This is a genomic window from Methylobacterium sp. Leaf88 (genome assembly GCF_001422795.1).
Taxonomy (GTDB): Bacteria; Pseudomonadota; Alphaproteobacteria; order Rhizobiales; family Beijerinckiaceae; genus Methylobacterium.
Map to the genome: position 1 here is coordinate 81,020 of NZ_LMMK01000011.1, position 23,576 is coordinate 104,595.

Below are 23,576 nucleotides of genomic sequence, written 5' to 3' on the forward strand. Positions count from 1 at the left end.
CGGCGGTGGCGGCGAAGGTCACGGCGGCCCCGGCCGCGGAGGTCGCCTGGATCGTCGTCGCCGGGGCCGTGACGGCGATGACGGGTTTGGCGGTGTCGGCCACCGTGAAGCTGAAGCCGACCGGATCGGCGGAATTGCCGGCCGCATCCGTCGCGGTGGCGGTGAGGGTGTGGGGCCCCAGCCCGAAGGTCTGGCCCGAGGCGACCACCATCGTGCCCTCGCGGAACGTCACCGGGTCGGTGCCGTCGACCGCATCCGTGGCGGTGGCGGCGAAGGTCACGGCGGCCCCGGCGGCGGAGGTCGCCTGGATGGTGGCCGCCGGAATCTGGGTCAGGGCCAGGGACGGGGCGGTGGTGTCGATGGTGAGGGTGCCGGGCATGGCCGTTGTGAATCCGGCCAGGGTGACGGGGCTGCCGTCGGTCCCGGCCAGGGTGGCGTTGGTCAGGTCGATGCCGGTGACGGCCAGGTCCTGCGCGGTCTGGCCGGGGGCCACGGTGTAGGTGAAGCGCAGGGTGCCGGTTCCCGAGCCGCCCGCGTAGGCGGCGGTGGCGCCGGTGTTCAGGGTCAGCACGGGCGTGCCCGTCACGGCGACGGCGTCGGTGAACTGGACCGCGAGGGTGACGGCGGCGCCGGCCTTGAGCAGGCCGTTGCCGCTGCCGTCGATGCCGGGCCCGCTGTCCGCGATGGACTGGACCGCGATCGGGCCCGCCTGGGTGACGGCCTGGGAGACGGCGAGGCCGCGGGGGTCGACCCAGAGGGGCAGGTCGTTGTCGTCGTAGATGGCGGCGCCGATGCCGGGCTGTCCGGGCAGGGCGATGCGGGCGCCGCCCCATCCGTAGAACAGCTCGGTGGCGGCGGGGACGTCGCGGTCGAAGGTGAGGCGCAGGTGGCTGGCGTCGACGAGCTCGGCCCTGGTGGCGAGCGCCTGGCTGGCGGCGGCGTTCCAGTCGGCGCGCAGGCTCCAGCCGGTGCCGGCGGCGGCGACGCTGCCGAGGGCCTGGAGGGACGTGGCCTGGTCGAACGCGACGGTGAGCAGGAGCTGGTCGGGGGCGCCGGCCACGCGCTCGGCGCGCACGACCCGGGGGCCGTCGTCGTCGATGTCGCCGGAGGCCAGCGCCAGGGGCGAGCCCGGCAGCGCCGAGGCCCGGAACGTCTCGGCGATCGACAGGGCGATCCGATCGAAGATCTGAGTCGCGTCGGCGCGACTGAAGTGAACGCTCCCCGGCTGTCGGGTGATGCCGTGGCCATCGACGTCCATGTCGACGTCGCTGGCCTGGCGCGCGGCGTAGCCGGCGTTGAAGTCCTTGTCCTCCGTCAGCTCGGCCTGCCCGACCCGGATGGCCTGGTTCTGGACCGGCTGCGTGGACTGCACCGCGGGCGTCTGCGCCGGGAACGGAATGGCGTTGACGAACAGGTAGGGGACGGTGGCGGCATCCTGGCCGAGCACGCCGCGCACGAGGCCGGCCTCGTAGCGCACGGCGCTCTCCCACATGGCGGGCGTGAGAGCCGCGTTCTGGCTGTCGTTCTCGTTGTGCAGCCAGACGACCGCGGTCGGCGCGGCCTTCTGCGCCGCGGACCATTGCCCGATCGTGCTGAGAAGGCCGATTTCCTGGGCGTTCGCCGTCCATCCGTTGCGGTAGTCGCCGTTGACCGGGCTCAGCCAGTCGGTGAGCATCCCCGTGCCCGGCCATTCCGTGTTGGCGCCGTCGGCGTTGTCGCGCGTGCCGATCACGTTGACCCTCTGGCGGACGCCGTCGAACCCGAGCTGCGCCTCGATGGCCGCCTCGAGCTTCGGCAGGTCGCCGTACAGCGTCGGGAAATAGGTGTTCGACTGGCCGCGCAGGACGACGTTGAGGACCGTGGCGGCCGGAATGGCGCCGGTCTTGTCGAGGACCGGATCCGGCGCGAACCCGACATTCAGCTGCGCGTTCGCGGCCCCGCTGGCGAGACTGCCCGTCGCGAGGGTCGTGGCGGTGGTGCCCTTCAGGCCTTCCGGGGTCGCCACGGTGACGCGGTAGCTCCCGGCCGTCGTCCCGAAGCTGTAATGCCCGGCGGCGTCGGTGACTGTGGTCTTGAGCGCGAATCCGGTGGCCGCATCGCTGAGGAGCACGCTGGTGCCGGCGAGGCCCGCCTCGCCGGGGCCCTGGCGCCCGTTCCCGTCTCCGTCGGCGAAGATCGTCCCGGACAGGCTGACCGTCGGGGGATTGTTCCGGACACCGAAGTTCTGCGACGCGATCACCGCGCCGCTGGTGACGACCTCCTTCAGCGTGGTCACGCCGCTGGTGACCTTGCCGTCCGGGGCGGTCACCGCGACCGTATAGGTCCCCGGGGCGAGGTTCTGGAAGCTGTAGACCCCGTTGGTGCCCGGCTTGAAGGGGTCCTTGTTGCTCGACGTCGTGCTGGCCAGGAGGACGCCGATGTCGTTGTACAGATCGACCGAGACGCCGTTCGTCAGCACTTCGCCCGCGTTGAAGACGCCGTTGCCGTTCGTGTCGTTGAAGATGATGCCCGCGATGCTTCCGGTCTTGTAGAACCCTTCGTCGACGGTCGTCTTCGCGTCGCTCGGGACGCTCACGTTGGTGACGAGCGTCTGGCCGCTCGCGTTCGTCGTCCCGGCGCTGCCCCGGTATCCGGCCGCGGCCGGCGTGAAGCGCATCGCGTAGGCGCCGCCGGCGAGAGCGGTGAAGGCGTAGGCCCCGGTCGCATCGGTGCGGACCGTCGCCAGGGCGGCCCCGCTCCCGTCGGCGGCGAGCAGGTCGACCGAGACGCCCGCGAGGGCCGTCTCGTTGGCGTCCCGCGTGCCATTGCCGTTGGCATCGGTAAAGACCGCCCCGGACAGCGTTGCGCCAGCCATGCCCTTCCCCCCTGATCGCTGACGACGCTTTGCCGCGTCGCCTCTTTATCAGTCTAGGGTGAGGCCTCTATTGCCTGGAGACAATGGACTATAGTGACAAAGCGCTCTCTTTGTCGGAATCATGTTGCCATAGATCCGAAGAGACCGGCCCATCGATCAGCACAGGCGCGTCCGGGCTTCAAGAGCAGGGCGCGAGGATGTCGGCGCGGGCGTGGAAGATCCGGAGGCGATGATCGCGTCGCGGGGGCGCGGCGCCCCTACCCGAGCCGCGCCCTGCGCCGCAGGCGGCGCCAGCCCAGCACCACGCCCGAGAGGGCGATGGTCGCGCCGAGGCCGTTGAGGAGCCACATCACCGCGTCCCAGGCCGGGCGGGCCTGGAACAGGTTTCCGAAGTCCAGGCGGTGGGGCGCCTCGAACAGCCAGCGCTGGAGCCGGCCGCTGGCATCGAGGCGGTCGAGGAGCGCGCCGGTCTCGGGGTCGAGGTGGAGCCAGGTCGCGGCCGGGTCGTCGAAGCGCACCCGCAGCACCGGCAGCGGCCGGGTGTCGTGGTGGGGATACCAGTAGGCGTCGTAGGCGGTCAGCGTCTCGGTCGCGGCGATGCGGGCCTCCGGCAGGGCGCGGGCGGCTGCGGCGCGCAAGATCGCCTCCGTGGGCGGCGGGACCGCGACCCGGCGGCCCCGGGCATCGGCGGCGACCAGCACGGGCCGGCCGCCGACCTGCGTGAACCGGACCTCGACGATCCCCGGCCGCGCCAGGCCGTCGAGGGCCGCGCGGCCGACCGCGGCCGGGGGCCCGGCATAGGCCGCCTGCAGGGCCGCCGGGGGCGTGCGGGGCGAGAACCAGTGGTTCGGGTTCATGGAGAGCCAGCCGCTCGCCACGAAGCTGAGGAGGCTCAGGCCCCCGAGGGTGCCGAGGAGGTGGTGCCAGCGCCCGAGGCCGCGATAGGGGCTCACCCCCGCGGCGTAGGGCCGGCGCAGGCGCAGGCGCCAGATCCCCAGGGCCAGGCCGCTCAGCACCCCGGCGGTGGCGAGGCCGGAGACCCACAGCACGGTGCCGCGCCAGAGCTCGCCCCGCGCCCGCAGGGGCGTGGGGTAGAACCAGTGCGGGATCGCCCCGAGCCAGTTCCACAGGCGCTCCCGGCGGGTGGTGTCGAGGACGACCGCGCCCGTGCGGGCCGAAACGTAGAGCTCGGTGCTGGCCGCGTCCCCGAGCGCCACCACGTGGAAGGGGCGCACCGGGTCGTAGCGGTCGCGCACCGTCCATGGGTCGCGGGTCACCGCCCGCACGGTGGCGCCCTCGCCGAACGACGCCCGGGCGGCCGCCCCGTCGATCTCGCCCAGGGCCTGCCCGGTCTCGGCCGAGACCACGTGCCGGGCGTCGTCGCGGGTGGTGACCTGATAGACCGGCGCCCCGCCCCGCATGGACAGGCTGAGGCCGCCGGGGGCCGGGTCGAGCCCGGCCCGGGCCAGGGCCGCGTCCGGGCCGAGGAGGACCCGGTCCCAGGCGAGGGGCGCGAGGCGGGACAGGCGCTCGGCCTCCGTCAGGGCCGGAAACGCCACGTAGAGCATCACCAGCCCCGACAGCACCCAGGCGGCGAGGAACAGCCCCGTGGCGATGCCGAGCCAGCGGTGGCCGATGATCAGCCCGCGCTTCAGGGGCTTCAGGAAGGCCCGTTTCGGAGAGGCCCGCATCAGAACCGGACGCTGTAGGCGACCTCGACGGAGCGCGGCCGGCCCAGCAGCCAGTTGGTGCCGACCCCGTTCACCGCGTTGCCGCTGATCGCGTAGATCGTGTCGAACAGGTTGTAGGCGCGCAGCGACAGGCGCGAATCCGGCGTGACCTGGTGGTCGAGCCCGGCATTGACCAGGGTGTAGGCCGGGCGCTTCGCCTGGTTGCCGAAGTCGCTGAAGGTCTCGCCCACGTGCTGCAGGCCGACCCGGGCCTCCCAGGCCGGGGCGAAGGCGTAAGTGACCCAGAGGTTGCCGACGCGCTCCGGCACGTCGATGGGCTGGCGCCCGGCATAGGACACCACCGCCCCGCCGACCGCCTGGTCGAAGGTGTCGTACTGGGCATGCAGCAGCGCCAGGTTGGCGTCGATGCGCCAGGCCTCGGAGAGGTGCAGGCTCAGGGCCGCCTCGACGCCGAGGGAGGATTGCTGCCCGACCTGGGTCGAGAGCGTCGGCTGGCCCGGTACCGCCGAGATCAGGTTGTCCTTGACGATGCGGTAGCCGGCCAGCGTCCACTCGGCCCGGCCGTCCCAGGCCACGCCCTTGGCGCCGACCTCCACCTGCTTGCCGGTGGAGAGCCGGAAGTTGGCGAGACTCTGCGACAGGGAGATCAGGCTGCCCACCGGATCGGTGGCGGTGGCGTACTGGGCATAGAGGGCCAGCAGCGGCGTCGGGTTGTAGACGGCGCCGAAGCGGTAGCTCAGCGCCCGAAAGTCGCGGTCGAAGGTGTTGCCGGTGACGAGGTCGGTCCGCTGCAGCACCGGCGCGTCGTAGCGCACGCCGGCCAGGAGCGAGACCTGGTCGGACAGGATCAGGCGGTTCTCGGCGAAGACCGAGGCCTGGCGCGTGCTGGTGGCGTAGGCGGGCCGGGCGCGGCCCTCGGCCGGGAACAGGCCCGGGTCGTAGGCGAAGGGATCGACGCTGGTGGTGGTGTCGAAATAGAAGTTGTTGGTGTGCCGGAAGGCGATGTGGTTCACGTCGAACCCGGCCAGGAATTCGTTGCGGAAGCCGAACAGGGTGCCGCGGAAGGTGGCGTCGAGGCGGTTCCCGATCTGCTCCTGCTGGTGGTAGATCTCGAGGTAGTCGGAGCGGTCGATCCGGCCGGTGCCGCGGTTGAAGGCGTATTGCTCCACGTCCCGCCACTGGCGCCGGCTCTGGAGCCGGTAGGCGGTGTTGCGGACCGTGACGTCGGCGCTCGGCGTCCACTCGGTGCGCAGTTGCGTCCAGTTGTCGGTCCAGAGGATCTGGGCGTCGCGGACGTTGTAGTTGTTGAACCGGAGGGCGTCGCGGATGCGCCCGTCGACGAGGGGCGTGCCCCAGTAGCGGGCCGGCTCCTGATAGCCGAAATCATGGCTCAGGGTGACGGCGAGGTCCGGCGTCGCCTGCAGGGTCAGGGCGCCCGAGACCGCGAGGTTGCGGAAACTCCCGTCCGGGGCGATCCAGCCCTCGGCGCGGTTGCCGCTGATGTTGAGGCGGTAGGCGAGCGCCTCCCCGATCGGGCCGCCGGAATCCAGGGCCAGACGCGCCAGACCGTCCGAGCCGACCGCCGCGCGGGCCTCGTTGAGGGGCGTGAAGACCGGCTTCTTGGTGACGACATTGATCACGCCGCCGATGGCGCCATCGCCGTAGAGCACGGAGGCCGGCCCGCGCAGCACCTCGATGCGCTCGACGTTCCAGGTGTCGAACGGGAAGGTGACGGTGCCGGCGCCCACGAACAGGCGGGTGCCGTCGTAGAGCTGCTGGATCGAGTTCGGGCCGGAAAAGCCCCGGGCCGTGAAGGCGCCGTTGCCGTTGCCCGGCGCCGCCACCGTGGTGATGCCGGTGGCGTTCTGGGTGACGGCCTCCGCCACCGTGTTCTGGCCGCGCAGCCGCGTGGTCTCGCCCGCGATCACGTCGACGCTGGCGGGGGTCTCCAGGGCCGTCAGGCCGAGGCGGCTGGCGCTGCGGCCGGGGCTGCGCAGGTTGAGCCCCTCGGCGGGCGCCGGGCCGCCCCGCCCGGAGCCCGCGACCTCCAGGGTCTCCAGGGTGACGGCTGGCGGGACCTCCCGGGTCTCGGCCTCGGCGGAGATCGGCAGCAGGCCGCCGAGCAGGGCCGCCAGGGGCAGGACGTGTCGCGACGGCAAGGTCGGGCCTCGCCGCGACCCGCGCGCGTTCGCGGTTCGGGACGGGATGGGGGCGACGGGCATAGGGTAACGGGACGTGGGGCAACCGGACATGGGGCAACCGAACAAGGGCGCGGGCATCGGTCGGGGCCGACCTGCCGTCTCCGCTAGACTGAATGTTATAACATTACAATCGGCAAGCGGGGCCCGGGGCCGGCGTGTCCGCGGCCCAGCCGTCACCGGGCCGCGCGGGGCGGCCGGAGGGAGCATGCGGGAGCAAGACTTGCGGGCGAGGACGGGCATCGACGGGACGGCTGACGCGACGAGTCGCGCGGAGTGGCACGTCACCGCGAAGAGGTCGGCCCGTTCGCGGCAAGCGAACGCCCCGACACCCACCAGGACACCCCGCCCGATGCGTTTCGCGTGTGACCACGACTGACGGCAGGTCTCCTGGCTCGCGGGTCACCGCCCTCCCATCGTCTTCCCAGGCCCGGGTCCTGACGGACCGTTCACCCAGTGACGTGTTGATGAGGAGCTCGCCGCTTACAGTTGCGGGGGCAGCCGCGGCCTCGGGCTCTCGCCCTCACCGCGTTCCCTTTTGATCCTCGTTAAAGAGGAACCGTCGCGGGTAAGCTAGGCCGTTTCCGGCGCCGCCGTCAAATCCCCCGGGGTTCGGCAGCCTGCCCTGCGAAGGGGGCGACCGGGGCAGCCTTGTGCGCATCGGGGGACAAATCCCGCCGTGGAGCGTTGGCCCCGCAGGGAGAACCGGGCTGTGACGCTGTGACCGAGACTGAAGGAGCAGAGAGCACGATGTCCGAGGATGGGATCACGTTCGAGCGGATCCGCGAGCGCGCCCATGAGATCTGGGAGCGCAACCACCGCCCCGAGGGGTTCGAGGTCGAGTTCTGGCTGATGGCCGAGCGGGAGCTGCGGGCCGAGCGCGCCCGCAACGCCCCGAAGTCGGCCGCACCGGCGCAGGAGGACGCCGCCTGTCCCTGACGGCGCCGGGGACGGGCTCGGGGGCGGGTCGCCTCAGCCGCTCGCCGCCACCGCGTCGTGGTCCGCGAACAGGATCGCGTGGGTGAACGGGCCGTCGACGCGAATCGGGGCCCGGACGAGGGCCTTGACGGGGACGTCGCGGACGGCCGCCCAGGCGCGGTAGCAATTCGGTGGGATCCGTCCCCGTCCGGTCTCCAGCTGCGAGAGGACGGTGTCGTATTCGGCCCCGACCACAGTGGCGAGCGGGCGCCGGCATAGGCCGCGCGCCGCGCGCAGGGGCTTCAGGAAGCGACCGCCCTCCCGGCCCGGTTCCGACACCCCCGCCGAATCCGGGCGTTGGCGGTGAGCAGACACGTGGGACATCCCTCCTCGGACAGCATGGGGAGGGCGCGATCATGGCAGTACCGCAAATCCCTCGGAGAGCAGGACCCGGGCGCCTGATCGGAAGGCGCAGGCCCGGCCGGCGCCGCCGCGACGCCGCGGGCGGGGGCGCCGTTCGACGCGCCTGATCCGGCGGCGCCGCCGGGCTAGTCGGAAACAGCCCGGACTGCGCCGTGATCCGTGGATCGGGACTTCCCGTTCGGGAACGCTCCGTTCCCGCGTCGCCTGCGCCCGCACCAGATGTGCCGCGCGCCATGAGGGCGCGGGCGACGCGGTCGGTGCTGAGCGACGGCTTAGGGCGCGATACGGCCCGTGCGGGCGACGGCGATCGCCTTCGGGTTCTTCATCGAGCGGTTGCCGGAGAAAACCGACGATCCCGAACCGCGTGTCGACGGGCCCGCGTTCCCGCCGCGGCGGGCCGCCTTCGGCCGCGCCGGGCACGGGGTCTCGACCCTCATGGTCCTGGGGCTGGGGTTCGGACTGGCTCTAGCCTGGGTCGTCTTCCTCTGTTGGGTCGCTCACGGAGTGCTAAGGTTGATAATGGACTAACGACCGCAGTGCAGCTGAAATTGTGCAAAGCACAAAAGTGCTGTTTATTTCCGCTTGTGTCCTCTCAATACCTAGGTAGTCTGGCTCCCGGTGTCGTTGGTGCGCAAATGCTTCTGATCTGTTTTGCCTCGCTCGGAGCTGCCGCAAGCCAGGCCGTGCGCCTGCCGGGTCTTCTGGTGATCGTATCGCTGCTGGCGGTCGCGATCGGCATCGAGGGGGCCCTGGAGCAGCGTGCCCTCGCGATCGTCCTGACCGATGCGGTCTGGATGCTCGTGGCGGTGGAGGCGTCCTATGTCGCGGCCTCGCTGCTCTGGACGTCCGAGGCCTCGCCCGCCGAACCCCGGAAGGCGTGAACCTTCGGGACGTCCGGCTGAGCCGGCGCGCCCTACCGGAACGGGGGCTCGGGCTTGAGCAGATAGCGGGCGACGATCGTGCCGCCCAGCGCGCCGAGGAGCGCGCCCGATCCGCTGGCCATAGCGTCGATGACCTGCGCGGTCCGGCCGGGCACCCAGCGCTGGCCGATCTCCATGACGACCCCCAGGACGGTGAGCGGCACGCCGATCCGCCACCAGCGCAGCCCGGCACCGTAGCCGAGGACGAACAGGCCGGCGGTCCCGCCATACGCGATGGCGTGCTCGACCTGACCCGGCAGGGAGGTGCGCGCCTCCCAATCCCGCGGAATCCAGGAGAGCCAGACCAGGGTCCCCACGCTCAGCCAGGCCGCCGCGCGGACGAGCCTCGAAAGGGCGGTCAGACGTGGCGACATGCGTGTTCCGAACCTTTCCGATCTGTCCCCTACCCCCACGGGCCGTCCCCGGGGCGGGCGCCGGGGGCGACGGGACCCTGCCGCCGGCCGGCGCCGACGCGGGCGCGCGTTTTTCCCGATGGGGTCCGGTGCCGCTGCGCCCCTACGGGCGGTCAACGGGCCGGGTGGTCGCCCGGCGGTTCGCCTTGAGAAGCTTGCCGATCACGATGCCGGCCGGGACGGACAGGAGGGTCCAGAGGCGCAGGACGTGGAGGAGGCGGAAGACCATCACGCGCCCTCCCCCGCCTTCACGGCAGCGTCATACCCCGCCATCCACTGGGCATGCGCCTGCGTGCCCTCGGCATAGGGGCAGTCCTCCCGGCGCAGGCCCTTGCCGGGGGCGTAGAACCCCAGCGCGTAGTGATCCAGGTTGTCGTCCGGGGGCTCTGTCATGGGCGGGAAGATAGGGCGCGCGGAAGGGCCTCCAAGGGCCCGACGCGTCCACGCCTCATCGGCGCGACGGAGTCCCGCCGGCATCCGCATCACGCTGTCAGGTGGAGAATTTGTCTTTCCCAGCAAAGGCTTCGGAAAGAAATGGCGCGCCCGAAAGGATTCGAACCTCTGACCCCCAGATTCGTAGTCTGGTGCTCTATCCAGCTGAGCTACGGGCGCCTGCGACCGGCGGGGGTTGGTGCCGCCCCCGGTGTGAGCGGGTGTTTAGAGGCTCCTTTTTGCGCTGGCAACCCTGGCCGGACAGATTTTTCGCGGCGGTGCGCTTCGCCGTCCGTTCGGGGAGGGCGCGCGCGGGCACGACGTCCGGCCTCCCGGCGGGCGATCCCCTATCTCGTTCTTCGAACACAGGCTCGTCTCGGTCGGAAGGTGTTCTTTCGCGGTGAAGGGCAGATCTGATGCCGGGATGCAGCGTATGCGTCGATCAAAATTGGTTTTTTGTCGGCTCGTGATCTTGTCGTTTCATCCCGTCATCACTGTCAGGGCAAGGTGGAACATTTATGACAACGCTTCGGCTTGGCCGTTTGAACCGGGATTGCCGGTTTCCATCTTGGAACGCTTTGCGGTCCTCGGGAATTGAGAGGGTCTCTTGCCCGTCCTAGACTTATCCAAGGAGAACGCCGTGAAACGGTCCCTGACCACCCTCGCCCTTCTGACGATCCTCGGTGCGGGTTCGGCCTCCGCCCAGACCACCGTCACCGGCACCCCGGCCCCGGACGCCAAGTCGAGTGCCACCTCGGGCGGCCAGGAGGCCGTGACCCGGCCCAACACCGACAAGCCGGACGCCACCAAGCCGGCCACCGCCAAGGCGGCCTCGAACGCCAAGCTCGAGGAAGGCGCCAACAGCTTCACCGAGGCCCAGACGCACCACCGCCTCACCGAGGCCGGCTACAAGGACGTCAAGGGTCTGACCAAGGACGACAAGGGCATCTGGCGCGGCGAAGCGGTGCTCGACGGCAAGCCGGTCAAGGTCGGCGTCGACTTCAAGGGCAACGTCGCGGCCCAGTAGGCTGCCACCGCCCACCCCTCCCCTCGCCCGCACACAGGAGTTTCCCATGGCTCATCAGACCATCACCGCCCTGTACGACGATTACGACGCTGCCAGCACGGCCGTCTCCAAGCTCGAGGCCGCCGGCGTGGCGCATGCCGACATCAGCATCGTGAGCAGCAACGAGGGGGACCGGCATGCCGGGCGCGTGCGCTCCGCCTCCGACGTGGACGCCCCCGTCCACGGTGACACCCCGGAGAAGGCGTCCAGCGGCGCCGGAGCGGGCGCCACCGTCGGGACGGTCCTGGGCGGCGCCGCTGGTCTGCTGACCGGCCTCGGCCTGCTGGCGATCCCGGGCGTCGGCCCGGTCGTGGCGGCGGGCTGGCTCGTGGCCACGCTGACGGGCGCGGGCATCGGCGCGGCAGCGGGCGGCCTCGCCGGCGGCCTGACCGGCGCGGGCCTCAGCGAGACCGACGCCCATACCTACAGCGAGGGCGTGCGCCGCGGCGGCACCCTGGTGACGGTCCGGGCCGACCAGTCCCAGGCGGCCCGGGTGATGGACATCCTGGAGGAGCACGGTTCGATCGACGTCGACGAGCGCGCCCAGAACTGGCGGGCCGAGGGCTGGACCGCCCCGCAGGCCGCCGCTGCCACCTCGCCGAACGCCATCCCGGGCAACGCCCTGGGCGGGACCGTCGAGGGCCGCAACCGCGTGCGCGCCTACCCGACCACGCCGGTCTGATCGACGCCCCACGGCCGCCCTCCGCGTGGGGGCGGCCCTCGCAACGGCGGACACCCCGGCGGCCCTCGGCCCCGGGGTTTTTCGTGCGTGGACTGGGGAAGTCGTCGAGGCGCGGTCGCGCTGGGCCTCTCCGCGCGTACGCGGGCCACGGTCTCGCGACGGTCTGGGATGATCAGGAAAGGGTGGGTCCCGGAGCCGAAGCTCCGGGTTCTGTTTCGACGGTTACCCTACCGCAAGATGCTTACGCCGCGAGGCGGGCATCCATGACAACGTTATCGTTGGCATTTAGAGTTTTGGCCAAATGCTCGAAACAGGGGTTGCCTGCGTCGAACCGGTCGAGTCCTTACCGACAGCCGCATCGTCCCGCACCGAAGTGAGAGCGAACTCGCGATCCCTTTACCGCCCAGTCGATCCTATTTCGCCCCCATCAGAAGACCACCCGCTGACGTGGATGGGCTTGTGGTGGAGGCGCCGGAGTACTGCCCTCCGGGTCCTGAAACGTTATTACGAACCGGTCATCAACCGCAGGTCCGATATAGGCGAAATCGCCGCGCGGGTCCAGTCGGCGCGCTATCCCGCCGCACCCGTCTCCCGAGCGAACCAATCGGCGTAGGGGGTGGTGTGGGCCATGTGCCGGTTGAGGTCGGGCGCGCCGTCGTCCCACCAGACGGGGCCGCGCTCCCCGAGGCCGCGCTTGGCCGCGTCGACGGCCCGGCGGGCCTGCGCGACCGCGTCCGCATTCCCGGCCGCCTTGCCGGCCTTCACGGCCCGGCGCGCATCCATCAGCGCGGCGACGAGGGCGTCGCGCGCGGCGGGGTCGAGGTCGGGACGGGTCCGGCGCCAGAGCCGGCCGCGCACCACGAGGTAGCGTCCGTCCGGCGTCACGAGCGGCGGTGCCGCTTCTGTTCGTGGCGGAGCCTTACCCCGTGGCGCGGCCACGGCGATGCGCCTGCTCCTCGATCAGGGCTTCCACGGCCGCGATCGTGTTCTCGAGGTCGGCCACGCGTCGCAGGACGCTGTCGGGCGGCAGCATCTCGATCTTCGCGGCTTCGGTGATGAGGGTCCTCTGAGCGTCCTTGAGGCGGTCGAGGAGGGATTCCAAGTCTGACATTGTCCGGCTTTAGCGGATGCCGGGGGCGACCCGCAATGCACATCGGAGAAAGAGAGCCGAGATATCCTTGGCTGATCTCCATGGCTATTGTCCGGCCGCGCGTCGAAATCCCACGCGCGGCGCGGGCTCTGACTTCGGCGATCCTACCCGGTCTTGACGGTCGCGGCTCAGGTAGAGTGGAAAACCACCGTCACGCCGCCCTCCGTCTTGTCACGGAAGGTCTTGTCGCGATCAGGGCCGGCGGCGAGGTCGGTCGACCGCTGCGGTCATCGGCGAGGTCCTGTCGAGCCGGCCCGCCTGGATCCGAGCCGCAGATGGCGCCGTTCGCCGCCTCGACGATCCCGTCGCGGATCCCCGGGGCCCGCCATGGCCGCTCCTGCTTCCCGGGGACCCGGCCCGTGGAACGGCGGCGGCATCGATCCCGTTGGCTCCGCGGTCCGTGCCGGAACCGTCTCCGGCCGGACGGCCCGTCCGGGAAGGCCGCATGCTGCTCCTCCTCCTGTCCCTCCTGCTCCTGGCGACCGTCGTCCTGATGGTGGTCCGGCGGCGCCACATCGGTCGCCTCACCTCCTTCGCGACGCTGCTGGCGGCCGTGATGCTGATGATCTGGATGCAGAACACCGGGCTCCTCCCGGGGAGCCAGGGGCGCTACAGCGACGACCGTCCCCCGACGAGCCTCGATCCTCCGGCACCGGCGCCGCGCGCCCCCTGAGGGGCAAGCCCGTCACAGCACGGCGCCTGTGTCGCTGGATCGCGTGGGATGCCATGGACCGTTCCGGCCGATCGCGCGTTCACCGCTCGGCCCGCGCACGTGTCTTGCTCGGGGGGCTCGTGTATCGGGGGCTGGGTCCCGTGCGGACCGTCCGGGGTTACGACAGATCCCGCGGCATCGGGGCCGAAGACGATCGAAGGATATTGGGGCGATGGCGAAAATTCTTCTGGTGGAAGATCACGAGGAGATCTGGGACTTCCTGTCCCGCCGGCTGAAGCGGCGCGGCTACGACGTGATCCTTGCCCATGACGGCGAATCCGGCGTTCAGCAGGCCCGCACCGGGCAGCCGGACGTGATCCTCCTCGACATGAACCTGCCGATCCTGGACGGCTGGTCGGCCGCCCGCGTGCTGAAATCCGGCAGCGACACCAAGGGCATCCCGATCATCGCCCTGACCGCCCACGCCATGTCGGGCGATCGCGACAAGGCGATCCAGGCCGGCTGCAACGACTACCATCCGAAGCCGGTGGACTTCTCCAAGCTGCTGACCCAGATCAACGCCGCCGTCGGTCCGCAGGCGCCCGCCATCGCCTGAGGCGGCCCGCCCGGCCGCGCGCCCCGCGCGCCCGATGCCGTCGCATCGGCTGCCGCGTCGCTCACCCCAACGAGACCGATCCATCCATGAGCGACGATCCCATCACCGCCCGCCTCCTGCGGCAGGCGATGCCGGTCTTCACGACCCTGGCCTCCTGCCTCCTCGTGATCACCATCGCGGCGGCCCTGTATCTCGGCCGCGACGTCTTCGTACCGGTGACCCTGGCGATCCTGCTCAGCTTCGTCCTGGTGCCCGGCGTGCGCCTCCTGCGCCGCATCCGGGTCCCGCGGGCGCTCGCCGTCCTGGTCGTGGTGCTCACCGCCTTCGGGGCGCTCCTCGGGGTCGCCCTCCTGATCGCCAACGAGACGGCGCAGCTCGCCTCCGACCTGCCCCGCTACCAGGTGACGATGCGCGAGAAGATCGCCTCCCTGAAGGAGGCGACCGCCGGCAGCGGCACCCTCTCGCGCATGGTCGACATGGTGCAGGATCTCAGCGCCGAGCTGCAGCCGGACCCGAACGCGACCCCGCCCGAAGGCAGCGCAGGCAGCCTCGCCCATCCCCTCCACGTCCAGATCGCCTCGGCCAAGGCCGGGCTGCTCGGAACCCTCGGCGCCGTCGCCGGCCCGATCCTGCATCCCCTCGCCACCACGGGCCTGATCCTGATCTTCACGATCTTCATTCTGTTGCAGCGGGAGGACCTGCGGAACCGCGCGATCCGGCTGGCGGGCTCGGGGGACCTGCGCCGGACCACGGCGGCCATCGACGACGCGGTGGCCCGCCTCAGCCGGTTCTTCCTGGCCCAGCTCGTCCTCAACATCGCCTTCGGCCTCGTGATCGGCCTCGGCCTGTGGTGGATCGGCGTGCCGAACCCGATCCTGTTCGGGGTGCTGGCCGCGATCATGCGCTTCGTGCCCTATATCGGCGCGGCGATCAGCGCCCTCCTGCCCCTCATCGTGGCCGCCGCCGTCGATCCGGGCTGGAGCATGGTCATCGCCACCGCGATCCTGTTCGTGGTGGTGGAGCCCATCGCCGGCCACGTGGTCGAGCCCCTGCTCTACGGCCATTCCACCGGGCTCTCGCCCATCGCGGTGATCCTGGCCGCCACCCTCTGGGCCTTCCTGTGGGGACCGATCGGCCTCGTGCTGGCGACCCCCATCACCGTCTGCCTCGTGGTGCTGGGACGCCACATCGAGCGGCTCTGGTATCTCGACGTCATCCTAGGCGACCGCCCCGCCCTGTCGCCGCCGGAGATCTTCTACCAGCGCATGCTGGCGGGCGACCCCGAGGAGGCGATCGACCAGGGCCGGATGTTCCTCAAGGCCCGCGCCCTCGTCACCTATTACGACGAGGTGGTGCTGGCCGGCCTACTGATGGCGCAGGAGGACCTCTCCCGCGGCACCCTCGACCGGACCCGCCAGGACGAGGTCGGCACCGCGCTCCGGGCCGTGGTCGCCCGCCTCGGGACCGTGCCGGCGGGCCGGACGATCGGTTCCTCCGCCTCGGCCGGCAATTCCGAGACCTCGGCGGCCATCGCCGCCATCGGGCCCGACCGGCAGGTCGCCGCCGTGGTGCTGCGCCCGGAGGACCTCCCGGCCCGCTGGCGGGCGGCCCGGCCCGTGCTCTGCGTGTCGAGCCGTGGCCCCTTCGACGAGGCGGCCACCGCGATGCTGGGGCAGATCCTCGGCCGGCACGGCCTTGGCGCACAGGTGATGTCGATGGCGGAGCTGCGCCGGGGCGAAACGCCGGACGATCTCTCGGGGATCGCCCTGGTCTGCTTCTCCTACCTGGAGCCCGTCAGCCTGTCGCAGATCCGGCTGAACGTCCGCCAGGCGCGGCGGGCGATTCCCGGCGTCCGGGTCCTCGTCGGCTTCTGGCGCGAGCGGGATCCGGCCTCCCTCGACCGGCTGCGCCGCACCCTCTCCGCCGACGTGCTGGTGACCACCCTGAACGGGGCGCTCGACGCCGCCCTGACCTTCGCCAAACGGGGGTGAGGCCGGGCCGGGCCAGGGGGGCCATTTGACATCCCCCTGGGCTTGACCCACTTCTCCCCCGCGCCGACCCCCTCTCCGGACGGGTGGCGACGCCCCCCGCACAATCTGCGCATGGACGTTGCTGCGGGTCAGGCCCTGACGAGAGGCTAGTACCAGCACATGAAAGTCGTCGTCGTCGAGTCGCCGGCCAAGGCCAAGACGATCAACAAGTATCTCGGCCGCGACTACGAGGTTCTCGCCTCGTTCGGCCATATCCGAGACCTTCCGGCCAAGGACGGCTCCGTCGATCCGGAGGCGGACTTCCACATGCTGTGGGAGCTCGACGATCGCGGATCGAAGCGCGTCTCCGACATCGTCAAGGCGCTCAAGGGCGCCGACGGCCTGATTCTCGCCACCGACCCGGATCGCGAGGGCGAGGCGATCTCCTGGCACGTGGTCGAGGCGCTCACCGCCCGCCGCGCCCTCAAGGGCATGCCGGTGGAGCGCGTGACCTTCAACGCCATTACCAAGACGGCGGTGGAGACCGCCATGCGCCAGCCCCGGCAGATCGACCAGGCGCTGGTCGACGCCTACCTGGCCCGCCGGGCGCTCGACTACCTCGTGGGCTTCAACCTCTCGCCGGTGCTGTGGCGCAAGCTGCCCGGCGCCCGCTCGGCCGGGCGCGTGCAGTCGGTGGCGCTGCGCCTCGTCTGCGAGCGTGAGCGCGAGATCGAGGTCTTCAAGCCGCGGGAATACTGGTCCCTGGTGGCGACCCTGGTGACGGAGACCGGCGCCAGCTTCGAGGCCCGCCTCACCGGCGCGGACGGCAAGCGCATCCAGCGCCTGGACGTCGGCACCGGCGAGGAGGCGGCGGCCTTCAAGCGCGACCTCGAGCTCGGCACCTTCTCGGTCGGCAGCGTCGAGGCCAAGCCCGCCAAGCGCCACCCCGCCCCGCCCTTCACCACCTCGACCCTGCAGCAGGAGGCCTCCCGCAAGCTCGGGATGGCGCCGGCCCAGACCATGCGCGCCGCCCAGAAGCTCTACGAGGGTGTGGAGATCGACGGCGAGACGGTGGGCCTCATCACCTACATGCGGACCGACGGCGTCGACATGGCGCCCGAAGCCATCGCCGACGTGCGCCGGGTCGTCGCCCAGGAATACGGCGAGCGCTACCTGCCGGGTGCGCCGCGCAAATACAGCGTCAAGGCCAAGAACGCCCAGGAGGCGCACGAGGCCGTGCGCCCCACCGACATGGGCCGTCTGCCCAAGGCGGTGGCCCGCACCGTCGATGCCGAGCAGGCCAAGCTCTACGAGCTGATCTGGACCCGCACGGTGGCGAGCCAGATGGAATCGGCCGAACTGGAGCGCACGACGGTGGACGTCGTCGCCCAGGTCGGGCCGCGCACGCTGGAGCTGCGCGCCACCGGCCAGGTGGTGAAGTTCGACGGCTTCCTCACCCTCTACCAGGAGGGCAAGGACGACGAGGAGGACGAGGACGGCCGGCGCCTGCCGCCCATGAAGGCGGGCGACCCGCTCAAGCGCGAGCGCATCGCCTCGACCCAGCACTTCACCGAGCCGCCGCCGCGCTATTCCGAGGCCAGCCTCGTCAAGCGCATGGAGGAGCTCGGCATCGGCCGGCCCTCCACCTACGCCGCCGTGCTGCAGACCCTGCGCGACCGCGAATACGTGCGGATCGACAAGAAGCGCCTCGTGGCCGAGGACAAGGGCCGCCTCGTCACCGGCTTCCTGGAGAGCTTCTTCAAGCGCTACGTCGAGTACGACTTCACCGCCGACCTCGAGACGCAGCTCGACCGGGTCTCGAACGCCGAGATCGACTGGCGCGAGGTGCTGCGCGACTTCTGGCGCGACTTCTCCGCCGCGATCGCCGGCACCAAGGAGCTGCGCGTCGCGGAGGTGCTCGACGCGCTCAACGACCTGCTCGGCGCCCACATCTTCCCGGAGAAGGCCGACGGCTCGAACCCGCGCACCTGCCCCACCTGCGGCTCCGGCCAGCTCTCCCTGAAGCTCGGCAAGTTCGGCGCCTTCGTGGGCTGCTCGAACTATCCGGAGTGCAAGTACACCCGCCAGCTCGCCGCCTCGGGCGTCGAGGGCGACGGCGAGGGCTCGTCGGAGAACGGCGGTCAGCCCGGCACGCGGGTGCTCGGCAACGATCCCGCCTCCGGCCTGCCCGTGACGGTGCGCGACGGCCGCTTCGGTCCCTTCGTCCAGCTCGGCGAGGCCGCGGCCGAGAAGGAGGCGCCCAAGCCCAAGCGCTCCTCGATCCCGAAGGGCACCAGCCCGTCCTCGGTCGACCTGGAGATGGCCCTGAAGCTGCTCGCCCTGCCGCGCGAGGTGGCCCGCCACCCCGAGACCGGCGAGCCGATCCTGGCCAATCTCGGGCGCTTCGGGCCGTACGTGCAGCACGGCAAGATGTACGCGAATCTCGGGCGCGACGACGACGTGCTGGAGATCGGCGCCAACCGGGCCATCGACCTCATCGTCGCCAAGGAGCAGGGCGGCGGCCGGCGCGGGCCGGCGGCCGATCCGGGCCGGCCCCTCGGCGAGCACCCGGAGACGGGCAAGCCCATCGCGGTGAAGTCGGGCAAGTACGGCCCCTACGTCACCGACGGCACCACCAACGCGACGCTGCCCAAGACCATGGCGGCCGAGGCGGTCGACCTGCCCCAGGCACTGGAGCTGATCGCCGCCCGGGAAGCCGCGGGCGGGGGCAAGAAGAAGGCTCCGGCCCGCAAGGCGGCGGGCGCCAAGGCCCCGGCGAAGAAGGCGGCGGTCAAGAAGGCCCCTGCGGCGAAGGCCGCCGGGAAGACGGCTGCAGCGGACGGGGACGAGGTCTCGGCCAAGCCCGCCGCGAAGGCGACGGCCGCCAAGAAACCGGCGAAGAGCACCAAGGCTGCGGCCGAGAAGCCCGCCGCCGCGGCGCGCCGGAAGGCTTAAGGATCGGTGGCCGGGGCACCGGCCGCTGTCACACCGGTGCCATGCGGGCGGGGTAGCGGGGACGGTCGTCAGCCCGCGCCCCGCACCGGACCCGCCACGCCATGACCGCATCGAACCAGAACCGCTCGCAGGCCGCCGAGGCCGCCGAGGATCGCGGGTCGAACGGCAGCGCCAACCCGACCTTCGGCGACGTGGTGGCGGCGCGCTTCGACCGGCGCGACCTCCTGCGCGGGCTCCTCGGGGTCGGCGCCATCGCGGCGGTGGTGACGCCCCGCGCCCTGGCCGCCGGCGGGGCGGTGGGTCCGGCGTCGCCGGCCAGCGACTCCCGATTCCCGTTCGCGGAGATCGAGGCCGGCTCGGACGCGCACCACCACGTCGCCGCCGGGCACGATGCCGAGATCCTGATCCGCTGGGGCGACCCGGTGCTGCCCGGCGCACCCGCCTTCGACCCGCGCAACCAGTCCGCGGCGGCACAGGCCCAGCAGTTCGGCTACAACAACGACTTCGTCGGCTACTTCCCCATGCCGGGGGCGGCCGACCCGGCGGCGCACGGCCTCCTCGTCGTCAACCACGAATACACCAACGAGGAACTCATGTTCCCCGGCCTCGGGCGCCAGGACGGCAAGGCGGTGGACTTCCAGGGCATGACCCGGGCGCTCGTCGACATCGAGATGGCGGCCCATGGCGGCTCGGTCCTCGAGATCCGGCGCCGGGACGGCCGCTGGACGGTGGTGCCGGATTCCAAATACGCCCGCCGCATCACCGCCACGACGCCGATGGCGCTGACCGGCCCGGCCGCCGGCACCGACCGGGTGCGGACCGGCGCCGATCCCAGCGGCCGGTCGGCCCTCGGGATGATCAACAACTGCGCCGGCGGCACGACCCCCTGGGGCACGTGGCTGACCTGCGAGGAGAACATCAACTACTACTTCTCCGGCGCCCTGCCGAAGGACTCGCCGGAGGCCGCCAACCATAAGCGCTTCAACCTGCCGGCCAACGCCTATGCCTGGGGCCGCTTCCACCCGCGCTTCGACCTCGGCCGCGAGCCCAACGAGCCGAACCGCTTCGGCTGGGTGGTGGAGATCGACCCCTTCGACCCGACGAGCGTCCCCAAGAAGCGCACGGCCCTGGGGCGCTTCAAGCACGAGGGCGCGGCCGGCATCGTCGCGAAGGCCGGGCAGTACGTGATCTACCAGGGCGACGACGAGCGTTTCGACTACGTCTACAAGTTCGTCACCCTGGGCCGGGCCGACAGCGGCGACCGCGACCTCCTCGATTCCGGCACCCTGCATGTCGCCCGCTTCGACGCCGACGGGCGCGGCACCTGGATGCCGCTGGTCTTCGGGCAGGGTCCGCTGACGCCCGAGAACGGCTTTGCATCCCAGGCCGACGTGGTGATCGGCGCCCGGCTCGCCGCCGACCGGCTCGGGGCCACCAAGATGGACCGGCCCGAGGACGTCGAGGCCAACCCGAAGACCGGCAAGGTCTACGTGATGCTGACCAACAACGGGAAGCGCAAGGCCGATCAGGTCGACGCCGCCAACCCGCGGGCCGACAACCGGTTCGGCCATATCGTCGAGCTCACCCCCGACGACGGCGACCATGCCGCCACCGGATTCACCTGGGAGATCCTGGTCCGCTGCGGCGATCCGAGCATCGCCCAGGTCGGCGCCACCTTCTCGTCGGCCACCACGACGAACGGCTGGTTCGGGATGCCGGACAATTGCTCGGTCGACGGCCTCGGCCGGCTCTGGGTCGCCACGGACGGCAACGCGCCCTCCCGCACCGGCCGCAACGACGGCATCTGGGCGGTGGAGACGGACGGGCCGGGCCGCGGCACGGGCAAGCACTTCTTCCGCGTGCCCCACGGCGCCGAGATGTGCGGCCCCTATTTCACCCCCGACGACACCACCTTCTTCGTGGCCGTCCAGCATCCCGGCGAGGCCGACGAGGAGGACCCGAAGGCGGTGCCCGCCACCTTCGAGGCGCCCGCCACCCGCTGGCCGGACTTCGACCCGGCGATGCCGCCCCGCCCCGCGGTGCTGACGATCACCCGCCGCGGGGGCGGCCGCGTCGGGACCTGAGGCGGCCCACGGGCGCGGTGCCCGGCGCGACGATCCACGGATCACGCCACCGTCAGGCCTTCTTAACCACCCCCATACCATGTCATGGGGTGGTACGCCCTGTGCGGCGGGGGCTTCCGGCTCCCGCCTCTCGGAGCGGGAACCCCTTTCTGTTTCCGGTTTGTTCCGGTATGGTGAGAGGATGAAGGCGAATGCTGCACGGTCTCCCTCTGCGATCCGGCCCGCGAAGCCCGCGGCTGCCCCCTCACCCGCGCGAGGCGCTCCGGTGAGCGACCCCGCACGCGATCTCTTCGCCGGCGGCAAGGCGCCCCTGCCGAAGACCGCCGAGCGCCGCAAGCTCGACGCTGTGGCGCCGCTTCCCCCCGTCTCGGCGGAGGCCGGTTACGACGCCTCCACCATCGAGGTGCTGGAGGGGCTGGAGCCGGTGCGCCGCCGCCCCGGCATGTATATCGGCGGCACCGACGAGCGCGCCCTGCACCACCTCTTCGCCGAGGTGATCGACAATTCCATGGACGAGGCGGTGGCGGGCCATGCCAGCTTCATCGAGGTGGAGCTGGAGGAGAGCGGCCACCTCGTCGTCACCGACAACGGCCGCGGCATCCCCGTCGACCCGCACCCGAAATACCCGAACAAGTCCGCGCTCGAGGTCATCATGACCATCCTGCACGCGGGCGGTAAGTTCGACTCGAAGGTCTACGAGACGTCCGGAGGCCTGCACGGCGTCGGCATCTCGGTGGTCAACGCCCTCTCGGACGAGCTCGAGGTCGAGGTCGCCCGCAGCCAGACCCTCTACCGCCAGACCTTTTCGCGGGGGCATGTCCAGGGTCCCTTGGAAACCGTCGGCCGGGTGCAGAACCGGCGCGGCACCCGCGTGCGCTTCCACCCCGATGCCGAGATCTTCGGGGCGCTGAAGTTCGATCCCCGCCGCCTGTTCAAGATGGCCCGCTCCAAGGCCTACCTGTTCGGCGGCGTCGAGATCCGCTGGCGCTGCGCCCCCGCCCTCCTCGAGGGCCTGGACGACGTGCCGGCCGAGACCGTGCACCGCTTCCCCGGGGGCCTGCGCGACTATCTCGCCCGCGATCTCGAGGGCAAGGAACTCGTCACCGACGCGATCTTTTCCGGCAAGATCACCAAGCCGGGCGGGCACGGCTCCCTCGAATGGGCCGTGGCCTGGATGGTGACCGACGACGGCGTCTCGGCCTCCTACTGCAACACCATCCCGACGGCGGAGGGCGGCACCCACGAGAGCGGCCTGCGCGTCGCCCTGCTGCGGGCCCTGCGCGAGCATGCCGAGCGCGTCGGCCAGGCCAAGCGCATGACGGCGGTGACCACGGACGACGTCATGGCGACCTGCGCCTCGATGCTCTCGGTCTTCATCCGCGAGCCCGAGTTCCAGGGCCAGACCAAGGACAAGCTCGCCACCGTCGAGGCCTCGCGCATCGTCGAGACCGCGATCCGCGACGCGTTCGACCACTGGCTCGCCGCCTCCCCGGCCCAGGCCAACAAGCTCCTCGACTGGGTGATCGACCGGGCCGAGGAGCGCCTGCGCCGGCGCCAGGAGAAGGAGGTCGCCCGCAAGTCCGCCACCCGCAAGCTGCGCCTGCCGGGCAAGCTCGCCGACTGCTCCAAGGCCGGCATGGCCGGCTCGGAGATCTTCATCGTCGAGGGTGACTCGGCCGGCGGCTCGGCCAAGCAGGCGCGCGACCGCGCCACCCAGGCGATCCTCCCCTTGCGCGGCAAGATCCTCAACGTCGCCTCGGCCAGCCGGGACAAGCTCGGCGCCAACCAGCTGATCTCGGACCTGACACAGGCGCTCGGCTGCGGCACCGGCACGGGCTACCGCTCGGAGGACCTTCGCTACGAGAAGGTGATCATCATGACGGACGCCGACGTCGACGGCGCCCACATCGCCTCGCTGCTGATCACGTTCTTCTACCGGCAGATGCCCAAGCTCATCGACCGCGGGCACCTCTACCTGGCGATCCCGCCGCTCTACCGGATCAGCCAGGGCGCCAAGACGGCCTACGCTCGCGACGACGACCACAAGGCGCAACTGATCAAGACGGTGTTCAAGAACGGCAAGGTCGAGATCGGCCGCTTCAAGGGCCTCGGCGAGATGATGCCGGCCCAGTTGAAGGAGACCACCATGGACCCGAAGAAGCGCACGCTCCTGCGGGTGGAGGTGCTGGACGAGGCCCGCGACTCCACCGGGGACGCGGTGGAGCGCCTGATGGGCAACAAGCCCGAGGCGCGCTTCACCTTCATCTCCGAGCGTGCCGCCTTCGCCGACGGGGCCGAGCTCGACATCTGAGACGGCGATCGCCCGCGCCTTCGGAAGACCGGACGCGCGGGCGACGATCGACGGGCCCCGAACGGACGCCCGTCTTGAAGAGGAGCCCAGACGCAAGAAAGCCCGGCCGCGAGGCCGGGCTTTCTTGTTGGCCGGGGCCCGCGCGACCGGATCGACCGCGCGGGAGGCCGTGGGTTCAGATCCTAGTAGGAGCCGAACTTGTAGTTCAGGCCGGCGCGGACGACGGCGAACTCGGTGTCGC

At 71.2% G+C, this 23,576-nt stretch carries 19 protein-coding genes, 1 tRNA gene, 1 other RNA gene and 1 riboswitch; of the genes, 10 read left to right on the top strand and 11 right to left on the bottom strand.

Features of this window, described 5'->3' with window-relative positions:
• The 3 genes from ASF20_RS25250 to ASF20_RS06285 form a co-directional block, all read right to left on the bottom strand.
• The coding region (locus ASF20_RS25250) for an SdrD B-like domain-containing protein (protein ID WP_280136478.1) at nt 1-2,854 on the bottom strand (2,854 nt) is incomplete at its 3' end.
• Nucleotides 2,855-3,111: 257 nt separating this feature from the next.
• Nucleotides 3,112-4,545 (bottom strand): peptidase, encoded by a 1,434-nt coding sequence (locus ASF20_RS06280; protein ID WP_056272091.1) that lies wholly within the window; start codon nt 4,543-4,545, stop codon nt 3,112-3,114.
• A complete protein-coding gene (locus ASF20_RS06285) occupies nt 4,545-6,659 on the bottom strand; it encodes a TonB-dependent siderophore receptor (RefSeq protein ID WP_244476344.1) in 2,115 nt (704 codons plus the stop codon). Before ASF20_RS06285 ends, ASF20_RS06280 begins: the two co-directional genes overlap by 1 nt.
• 446 nt (nt 6,660-7,105) lie before the next feature.
• Nucleotides 7,106-7,322: riboswitch (cobalamin riboswitch) on the bottom strand.
• 171 nt (nt 7,323-7,493) lie between these two features.
• On the opposite strand from ASF20_RS06285, the gene ASF20_RS06290 reads away from it, so the two are divergent.
• Nucleotides 7,494-7,682 carry a DUF2934 domain-containing protein gene (locus ASF20_RS06290; protein WP_056213470.1) on the top strand — a complete coding sequence of 63 codons (189 nt, stop codon included), beginning with the start codon at nt 7,494-7,496 and terminating at the stop codon, nt 7,680-7,682.
• Nucleotides 7,683-7,715: 33 nt separating this feature from the next.
• Here ASF20_RS06290 and ASF20_RS06295 read toward each other — a convergent pair whose 3' ends face one another.
• Nucleotides 7,716-8,036: a transcriptional regulator gene (locus ASF20_RS06295; RefSeq protein WP_082486887.1), complete on the bottom strand. Its 321-nt coding sequence runs from the start codon at nt 8,034-8,036 to the stop codon at nt 7,716-7,718.
• A gap of 752 nt (nt 8,037-8,788) precedes the next feature.
• Between ASF20_RS06295 and ASF20_RS06305 the strand changes: the two genes are divergently transcribed.
• A complete protein-coding gene (locus tag ASF20_RS06305; protein ID WP_156389778.1) occupies nt 8,789-8,965 on the top strand; it encodes a hypothetical protein in 177 nt (58 codons plus the stop codon).
• Between the two features lie 32 nt (nt 8,966-8,997).
• On the opposite strand, the gene ASF20_RS06310 is transcribed toward ASF20_RS06305, so the two are convergent.
• The 4 genes from ASF20_RS06310 to ASF20_RS06320 all read right to left on the bottom strand — a co-directional run bounded on the left by ASF20_RS06310 (nt 8,998) and on the right by ASF20_RS06320 (nt 10,029).
• Complete coding sequence (locus tag ASF20_RS06310) at nt 8,998-9,378, bottom strand: hypothetical protein (protein WP_056272103.1); 381 nt, start codon at nt 9,376-9,378, stop codon at nt 8,998-9,000.
• Between the two features lie 142 nt (nt 9,379-9,520).
• Nucleotides 9,521-9,646 (bottom strand): hypothetical protein, encoded by a 126-nt coding sequence (locus ASF20_RS25255; protein WP_274534723.1) that lies wholly within the window; start codon nt 9,644-9,646, stop codon nt 9,521-9,523.
• Nucleotides 9,646-9,810: a hypothetical protein gene (locus ASF20_RS06315; RefSeq protein ID WP_056213461.1), complete on the bottom strand. Its 165-nt coding sequence runs from the start codon at nt 9,808-9,810 to the stop codon at nt 9,646-9,648. Before ASF20_RS06315 ends, ASF20_RS25255 begins: the two co-directional genes overlap by 1 nt.
• A 142-nt stretch (nt 9,811-9,952) precedes the next feature.
• Nucleotides 9,953-10,029 (bottom strand) — tRNA-Arg (locus ASF20_RS06320).
• A 460-nt stretch (nt 10,030-10,489) separates the two neighbouring features.
• Here ASF20_RS06320 and ASF20_RS06325 point away from each other — a divergent pair.
• Together ASF20_RS06325 and ASF20_RS06330 are read left to right on the top strand one after the other, a co-directional pair.
• Nucleotides 10,490-10,876 carry a hypothetical protein gene (locus ASF20_RS06325; protein WP_056219689.1) on the top strand — a complete coding sequence of 129 codons (387 nt, stop codon included), beginning with the start codon at nt 10,490-10,492 and terminating at the stop codon, nt 10,874-10,876.
• A gap of 46 nt (nt 10,877-10,922) precedes the next feature.
• On the top strand, nt 10,923-11,597 hold the full coding sequence (locus ASF20_RS06330) for a hypothetical protein (RefSeq protein WP_056272107.1): 675 nt from the start codon (nt 10,923-10,925) through the stop codon (nt 11,595-11,597).
• A 199-nt stretch (nt 11,598-11,796) separates the two neighbouring features.
• On the opposite strand, the gene ssrA is transcribed toward ASF20_RS06330, so the two are convergent.
• From ssrA to ASF20_RS06340, 3 genes are all read right to left on the bottom strand, one after another.
• Nucleotides 11,797-12,162: a transfer-messenger RNA gene (ssrA, locus tag ASF20_RS23160) on the bottom strand.
• 5 nt (nt 12,163-12,167) lie between these two features.
• A complete protein-coding gene (locus tag ASF20_RS06335) occupies nt 12,168-12,482 on the bottom strand; it encodes a hypothetical protein (protein WP_056272111.1) in 315 nt (104 codons plus the stop codon).
• Between the two features lie 34 nt (nt 12,483-12,516).
• Nucleotides 12,517-12,708, bottom strand: a complete 192-nt coding sequence (locus tag ASF20_RS06340) for a hypothetical protein (RefSeq protein ID WP_056219697.1) — start codon at nt 12,706-12,708, stop codon at nt 12,517-12,519.
• A 484-nt stretch (nt 12,709-13,192) separates the two neighbouring features.
• Between ASF20_RS06340 and ASF20_RS06345 the strand changes: the two genes are divergently transcribed.
• The 6 genes from ASF20_RS06345 (at nt 13,193) to parE (ending at nt 23,335) form a co-directional block, all read left to right on the top strand.
• Complete coding sequence (locus tag ASF20_RS06345) at nt 13,193-13,420, top strand: hypothetical protein (RefSeq protein ID WP_056272114.1); 228 nt, start codon at nt 13,193-13,195, stop codon at nt 13,418-13,420.
• A gap of 211 nt (nt 13,421-13,631) precedes the next feature.
• A complete protein-coding gene (locus ASF20_RS06350) occupies nt 13,632-14,015 on the top strand; it encodes a response regulator (protein ID WP_055955569.1) in 384 nt (127 codons plus the stop codon).
• A gap of 86 nt (nt 14,016-14,101) precedes the next feature.
• Nucleotides 14,102-16,006: an AI-2E family transporter gene (locus ASF20_RS06355; protein ID WP_056272117.1), complete on the top strand. Its 1,905-nt coding sequence runs from the start codon at nt 14,102-14,104 to the stop codon at nt 16,004-16,006.
• A 159-nt stretch (nt 16,007-16,165) separates the two neighbouring features.
• The gene (gene topA / locus ASF20_RS06360) at nt 16,166-18,940 is read left to right on the top strand and encodes a type I DNA topoisomerase (RefSeq protein ID WP_056272120.1); all 2,775 of its coding nucleotides are present in this window, start codon (nt 16,166-16,168) and stop codon (nt 18,938-18,940) included.
• A gap of 101 nt (nt 18,941-19,041) precedes the next feature.
• Nucleotides 19,042-21,024 carry a PhoX family phosphatase gene (locus ASF20_RS06365; RefSeq protein WP_056272124.1) on the top strand — a complete coding sequence of 661 codons (1,983 nt, stop codon included), beginning with the start codon at nt 19,042-19,044 and terminating at the stop codon, nt 21,022-21,024.
• Nucleotides 21,025-21,289: 265 nt separating this feature from the next.
• On the top strand, nt 21,290-23,335 hold the full coding sequence (parE, locus tag ASF20_RS06370; RefSeq protein WP_056272126.1) for a DNA topoisomerase IV subunit B: 2,046 nt from the start codon (nt 21,290-21,292) through the stop codon (nt 23,333-23,335).
• The last annotated feature ends 241 nt before the right edge of the window (nt 23,336-23,576 follow it).